The organism is Streptomyces sp. NPDC046939 (assembly GCF_040644575.1).
In the GTDB taxonomy this organism is placed as follows: domain Bacteria; phylum Actinomycetota; class Actinomycetes; order Streptomycetales; family Streptomycetaceae; genus Streptomyces.
The window spans coordinates 180965-187503 of record NZ_JBEYWV010000018.1 but is presented as its reverse complement, the minus strand read 5'-3'; the positions used below and the strand labels follow the sequence as shown (position 1 = coordinate 187503).

The 6539-nt window shown below is 71.2% G+C and carries 5 protein-coding genes; 4 read left to right on the top strand and 1 reads right to left on the bottom strand.

Going from position 1 to position 6539, the window contains the following annotated elements; all coding sequences use genetic code 11:
- Nucleotides 1-405: 405 nt before the first annotated feature.
- Entirely contained in the window at nt 406-2577 is a 2172-nt protein-coding gene (locus ABZ877_RS21150; RefSeq protein ID WP_361073419.1) for a 3-hydroxyacyl-CoA dehydrogenase NAD-binding domain-containing protein, read from the top strand.
- A gap of 22 nt (nt 2578-2599) precedes the next feature.
- On the opposite strand, the gene ABZ877_RS21145 is transcribed toward ABZ877_RS21150, so the two are convergent.
- Nucleotides 2600-3379 (bottom strand): MerR family transcriptional regulator, encoded by a 780-nt coding sequence (locus tag ABZ877_RS21145; protein WP_361073415.1) that lies wholly within the window; start codon nt 3377-3379, stop codon nt 2600-2602.
- 260 nt (nt 3380-3639) lie between these two features.
- On the opposite strand from ABZ877_RS21145, the gene ABZ877_RS21140 reads away from it, so the two are divergent.
- From ABZ877_RS21140 to ABZ877_RS21130, 3 genes are all read left to right on the top strand, one after another.
- A complete protein-coding gene (locus ABZ877_RS21140; RefSeq protein ID WP_361073412.1) occupies nt 3640-5103 on the top strand; it encodes an amino acid permease in 1464 nt (487 codons plus the stop codon).
- 44 nt (nt 5104-5147) lie between these two features.
- Nucleotides 5148-5447, top strand: coding sequence for a hypothetical protein (locus tag ABZ877_RS21135; protein WP_361073409.1), 300 nt, complete (start codon nt 5148-5150; stop codon nt 5445-5447).
- A 98-nt stretch (nt 5448-5545) separates the two neighbouring features.
- On the top strand, nt 5546-6385 hold the full coding sequence (locus ABZ877_RS21130; RefSeq protein WP_361073406.1) for an oxygenase MpaB family protein: 840 nt from the start codon (nt 5546-5548) through the stop codon (nt 6383-6385).
- The last annotated feature ends 154 nt before the right edge of the window (nt 6386-6539 follow it).

Below are 6539 nucleotides of genomic sequence, written 5' to 3'. Positions count from 1 at the left end.
GGGTGTGCCGTCGCCGGTGCGGCATACGTCGTGGCTGGTCGCGCAGTTCCCCGCGCCCCTGAGATGCGCACTTCGTGCGCCATCTCAAGGGGCGCGTCCCCGGGGAGCCTCTCCGGAAGCTTCGCCGGGGGCGCCACAGGAGAAGGCGCGGCGAAGCCGCAAGCCTTCAGGGGCGCGGGGAACTGCGCGCTCAGCCACGACGGCGCTGACAGTCGACGAACCGCGCGCAACCCGGCAGACGCTCAGGGGCGCGGGGAACTGCGCGACCAGCCACGACGCACCCGCACTCGGCCACGAGACCCGCACCCGCACCCGCACTCGGCACGAGCCCCGCACTTGGCGACAACACACCAGGCCCCCGATCCCGCCATAAAACTTCCCGCACGAGACTTCACGGAGAATCACATGACCGCCAGCACCACCATCCACTGGCAGCAGGACGACACCGGCATCGTCACCCTCGTCCTCGACGACCCGAACCAGTCCGCGAACACGATGAACCAGGCGTTCAAGGACTCCATCGCCGCCATCGCGGACCGCGCCGAGGCCGAGAAGGACTCGATCCGCGGGATCATCTACACCTCCGCGAAGAAGACCTTCTTCGCGGGCGGCGATCTGAAAGACATGATCAAGGCCGGCCCGGAAGACGCGCAGGCCGTCTTCGAGACCGGGCTCGGCATCAAGAACTCCCTGCGCCGCATCGAGACCCTCGGCAAGCCCGTCGTCGCGGCGATCAACGGCGCGGCCCTGGGCGGCGGCTACGAGATCGCCCTGGCCAGCCACCACCGGGTAGCGCTGGACGCACCCGGGTCGAAGATCGGCCTCCCCGAGGTCACCCTGGGCCTGCTCCCGGCCGGCGGCGGCGTCACCCGTACCGTCCGCCTCATGGGCATCACCGACGCCCTCCTGAAGGTTCTTCTCCAGGGCACCCAGTACGGCCCGCGGCGCGCCCTGGAGAACGGCCTGGTCCACGAGGTCGCCGCGACCCCGGAGGAGATGATCGAGAAGGCCCGCGCCTTCATCGACGCCAACCCCGAGTCGCAGCAGCCCTGGGACAGGCCGGGCTACCGCATCCCGGGCGGCACCCCGGCCAACCCGAAGTTCGCCGCGAACCTCCCCGCGTTCCCGGCGAACCTGAAGAAGCAGCTCAACGGCGCCCCCTATCCGGCCCCGCGCAACATCCTCGCGGCCGCCGTGGAGGGCTCCCAGGTCGACTTCGAGACGGCCCTGACCATCGAGGCCCGCTACTTCACCGAGCTGGTCACGGGGCAGACCGCGAAGAACATGATCCAGGCGTTCTTCTTCGACCTCCAGGCCGTGAACTCCGGAGCCAACCGCCCGAAGGGCATCGAGCCCCGCAAGGTCACCAAGGTCGCCGTGCTCGGCGCGGGGATGATGGGCGCGGGCATCGCCTACTCGTGCGCCCGCGCGGGCATCGAGGTCGTCCTCAAGGACGTCTCGGACGAGGCGGCGGCCAAGGGCAAGGGCTACTCCGAGAAGCTGTGCGAGAAGGCGGTGAAGCGCGGCCGCACCACCCAGGAGAAGGCGGACGCGCTGCTCGCCCGCATCACGCCCACCGCCGACCCTCAGGCGCTCGCCGGCTGCGACGCGGTGATCGAGGCCGTCTTCGAGGACCCCTCGCTCAAGCACAAGGTGTTCCAGGAGATCCAGCACGTCGTCGCCCCCGACGCCCTGCTCTGCTCGAACACCTCGACCCTGCCGATCAGCCTCCTCGCCGAGGGCGTCGAGCGCCGCTCGGACTTCATCGGGCTGCACTTCTTCTCGCCGGTCGACAAGATGCCGCTCGTGGAGATCATCAAGGGCGAGCGGACCGGGGACGAGGCGCTCGCCCGCGCGTTCGACCTCGTACGGCAGATCAACAAGACGCCGATCGTCGTCAACGACTCGCGCGGCTTCTTCACCTCCCGGGTCATCGGCCACTTCATCAACGAGGGCGTCGCCATGGTCGGCGAGGGCATCGAGCCCGCCTCCGTCGAGCAGGCCGCGGGCCAGGCGGGCTACCCGGCCAAGGTCCTGTCCCTGATGGACGAGCTGACGCTCACCCTGCCCCGCAAGATCCGCAACGAGACCAAGGCCGCCGTCATCGAGGCGGGCGGCGAGTGGACCCCGCACCCGGCCGAGGGCGTCATCGACCGCATGGTCGACGAGTTCGGGCGTCCGGGGCGCAGCGGCGGCGCGGGCTTCTACGAGTACGGCGAGGACGGCAAGCGCGCCGGGCTCTGGCCGGGCCTGCGCGAGCACTTCACGAAGCCGGGCGCGGAGATCCCGTTCAAGGACATGCAGGAGCGCATGCTCTTCGCGGAGGCGCTCGACACCGTACGCCTCCTGGAGGAGGGCGTGCTGACGTCCGTCGCCGACGCCAACATCGGCTCGATCTTCGGCATCGGCTTCCCCGGCTGGACGGGCGGCGTGCTCCAGTACATCAACGGCTACGAGGGCGGCCTGCCCGGATTCGTCGCCCGCGCGCGTGAGCTGGCCGAGCGCTACGGCGACCGGTTCCTGCCGCCCGCGCTGCTCGTGGAGAAGGCCGAGCGCGGCGAGACCTTCAAGGACTAGCCGCGCCCCATGCGGGAGGTGTTCAGCCCTCGGAGCGGAACGCCTCCCGCAGCTCCTCCTTCAGCGACCGCTGGAACGCCGTCACCAGCGCCTGCACCACCATCGGCTGCATGTGGGCCGACAGCGACTTCATCGCCGCCAGGTGCTCGGGGTCCGAGGGGTCGGCCTCCTGCTCGCGGTAGGGGCCCCACACCTCGTCCCGGAACAGCCGCGACAGCTCGTGCGCGGCCTGCCGGGTGTGCTCGAGCAGGACGGTGCGCGCGGCGAGGATCGTCTCGTGCGCGATGGGCACGCCGAGCAACTGCACGCCGAGGCGGAGCAGGCCGAGGTCCACGCGGTAGGCGTCCCCGTTGTCGCCGTTCTCCTCGTACGCGATGACGCCCATGGCGGAGAGCCGGTCGAGGTCGGTCCCCGACAGGGCACGGCCCGCCCGGCGCTCCAGCTCGGCGAGGTCCATGTCCTCCGCCGTGTCCGGCGCCCAGCTCGCCACCACGGCGCGGTGGATGGCCAGGTCGTGGGCGCTCAGGTCGGCGGGCAACTGCTCCAGGTAGCGCTCGATCGCGGCGAGCGTCATGCCCTGGTGCTGCAACTCCTCGATCAGCGCGAGCCGCGACAGATGGTCCTGCCCGTAGTGTCCGACCCGGCGGGGGCCGATCACCGGCGGCGGCAGCAGCCCGCGCGTGCTGTAGAAGCGGATCGTGCGGACGGTGACGCCCGCGCGCGCGGCCAGTTCGTCGACGGTCAGCGTGGGGGAGGAGGCCGTCTCGGCGGCCGCGATGTCCGTCGTGATGTCGGTGGTCATGTCCGCCTCGGGTCGATCGGGTTCAACAGTATTGCTGACACACCGATGTTGTGAAAGTGCTTCGCGCGACCCTTCCCGTGGTCCCTTACCTCGTTGTGAGAAGAACCGCTATGTGATCTGTACCACCGCATCCATGGTGATCTCTGGGGGAAGGTGCACCGTCGGTCCGCACACTGTCAGGGGTGGAGCGGGCCGCTCTCAGTACATCCGGACCCCGGCCGGCTTCCTGTCGCCGGGCACCACAGAGTGGACACCCCCACGTGAGCAAGGACGCCGTGAACACGGCCGTGGACGCATCCCCCGCGGATGCGTCCCGGACGCCCGCCGACGCGGGCGACGCCGGTTACAGCAAGGACCTCAAGGCCCGGCACGTCAACATGATCGCCATCGGTGGCGCGATCGGCACCGGACTCTTCCTGGGCGCGGGCGGCCGCCTCCACTCGGCGGGCCCCGCCCTCGTCTTCGCGTACCTCGTCTGCGGGATCTTCGCGTACCTGGTGGTGCGCGCCCTCGGCGAGATGGTCGTGTACCGGCCCTCGTCCGGTTCCTTCGTGTCGTACGCGCGTGAGTTCCTCGGCGAGAAGGGTGCCTATGTCGCCGGCTGGATGTACTTCCTGAACTGGTCGATGACCGGCATCGCGGATATCACGGCCATCGCGCTCTACACGCAGTACTGGTCGGTCTTCACCTCGATCCCGCAGTGGGTGCTCGCCCTGATCGCGCTCGCGGTCGTGCTCGGCGTGAACCTCGTCTCGGTCAAGTACTTCGGCGAGATGGAGTTCTGGTTCGCGATCATCAAGGTGGCCACGCTCGTCGCCTTCCTGCTGGTGGGCATCTTCCTGCTCGCCACGCAGCACCCGGTCGACGGCCGCACCCCGGGGCTCAACATGATCACGGACCACGGCGGCCTCATGCCGAGCGGCTTCATGTCGGTGGTCCTCGTCATGCAAGGCGTCGTGTTCGCCTACGCGGCCCTGGAGCTGGTCGGCGTCGCCGCTGGTGAGACCGCCGAGCCGCACAAGGTCGTCCCGCGCGCGGTGAACTCGATCATGTGGCGCGTCGGCCTGTTCTACTGCGGCTCGGTCCTCGTGCTCGCGCTGCTGCTGCCCGCGACCTCGTACTCCTCGAACGAGAGCCCGTTCGTCACCCTGTTCAGCAAGCTGGGCATCGGCGGCATCGGCGACATCATGAACCTGGTCGTGCTGACCGCCGCCATGTCCTCGCTCAACTCCGGCCTGTACTCCACCGGCCGCATCCTGCGCTCCATGGCGATGTCGGGCTCCGCGCCCAAGTTCACCGCGCGCATGAACCGCAGCCAGGTGCCCTACGGCGGCATCCTGCTCACCGCGGGCGTCGGCGTCCTCGGCGTCGGCCTGAACTACCTGCTGCCGCACGACGCCTTCGAGATCGTCATCGAGATCTCCTCCATCGGCATCATCGGCACCTGGGTGATGATCATGGTCGCGCACCTGGCGTTCGTCCGCCGGGCCAAGGCGGGCCTGGTGGAGCGCCCGAAGTTCCGCCTGCCCGGGTCCCCGGTCACCGAGATCGTCACCATCGCCTTCCTGCTCCTCGTCCTCGGCCTCATGTGGAACGACGCCGAGACCGGCCGCAAGACGCTCTCCCTCGTCCCGGTCGTCGCCCTCCTGCTCGTCGCCGGCTGGTTCGGCGCGCGCCGCCGCATCGCCCGCGAGGCGACGCGTGAGGCGGCCGGGGACGAGTGACGGCGCCTGGCGTCGCCGGTGTGCCGATCGGGTAGGACACAGGCATGGTGCTGGTTCCGTGGGACGTTCACCTCAAGGCGGGGCAACTGGGGATCAACGCGGCCACCCTGGCGACGGCGCTCCTCGCGTCGCTCCGCCGCCATCCCCGCCCCGGCCCCCGCCCCGGCCCCCCGGCACCTGAACCCGTGGCCCCGCCGCCGCCCCCGCCCCGCGTCCGGGCCCACGTGGTGCCCCCGCACCCCGCCCCGGCCGACGCCACCCACACGGCCGCCGTGACGGACCTGTGCACGTGCGTGGCCGAACTCGCCTCGGACCTGGCGAAGAGGTACGGCGGGGAGATCTGAGACGCCGCCGTACGGGGGCGGCGTCCGGGCCGGTCCGGCACGGGCGCACACTGGGACGTGCACGCACCCTCAGCCCCGTACGCCCCGCAGGACACCCCATGAAGCAGCACGACCCCGACCCGCCGCCCCCTCCGGCCGGCGGGATCCTCTGGGAGACCGCCGGCGAGATACGCGCGCTGCTCGCCCTGCCCGCCGCGTTCGTGCTTCAGGTCGCGCACCGCGCCGTCGGCGCCGGGGTCGACCAGCACTCGGTGTTCCGCACCGACCCGTGGGGGCGCGGGCAGCGCTCGCTCGCCTCGGTGCTGCTGTGGGTCTACGGCGGCGAGGAGGCCGCCGCCGAGGGCCGCAGACTGCGCCGCCTGCACCGCGCCGTCCAGGGCACCGACCCGCGCGGCCGCCGCTACCACGCGCTGACCCCGGCGTACTACGCCTGGGTCCACGCCACCGGCTACCCCGTCGCCCGGTACGCCCGGCGCTACTTCGACCGGCCCTTCACGCCCGAGGAGGACGAGCGGTTCTACGCGGAATGGCTCATGGTCGGGCGTGTCCTCGGCATCCACGACCGGGACATGCCGCAGACGACGGCGGAGTTCTGGCCGTACTACCGCAAGATGCTGGATGAGGAGGTCGGACGGAACGCGGTGGTCGACGAGCTGACCGCCCGCGACCGCGCCGTCCCGCCGCCGCCGGGCCGTCCTGTGCTGCGCCTGCTGTGGCCCGTCCTGCGGCCTGCGCTCACGCGGGGGCTGGCGTTCCTGGCGACGGGGCTGCTGCCGCCGGAGGCCCGCGCGGCGGTCGGCCTGGAGTGGACCCCGCGCCAGGAGCGCCGCCTCCGCCGCTTCGCGGTGCTGGTCCGCGGGGTCGCTCCGCGTCTACCTGAGCGCCTCCGGTACCTGCCGCCCGCGCACCGGGCGAGAACGGCCCCCCGTCTGCCCTGAGGCGGCCGACCGCCGAGTGCGCCTCGCGTGGTGGCTGGTCGCGCAGTTCCCCGCGCCCCTGAGATGCGCACTGCGTGCGCCATCTCAGCGCCCCTGGGGCTGCGGCGGAGCCGCATGCTCCAGGGGCGCGGGGAACTGCGCGAGCAACCACGAC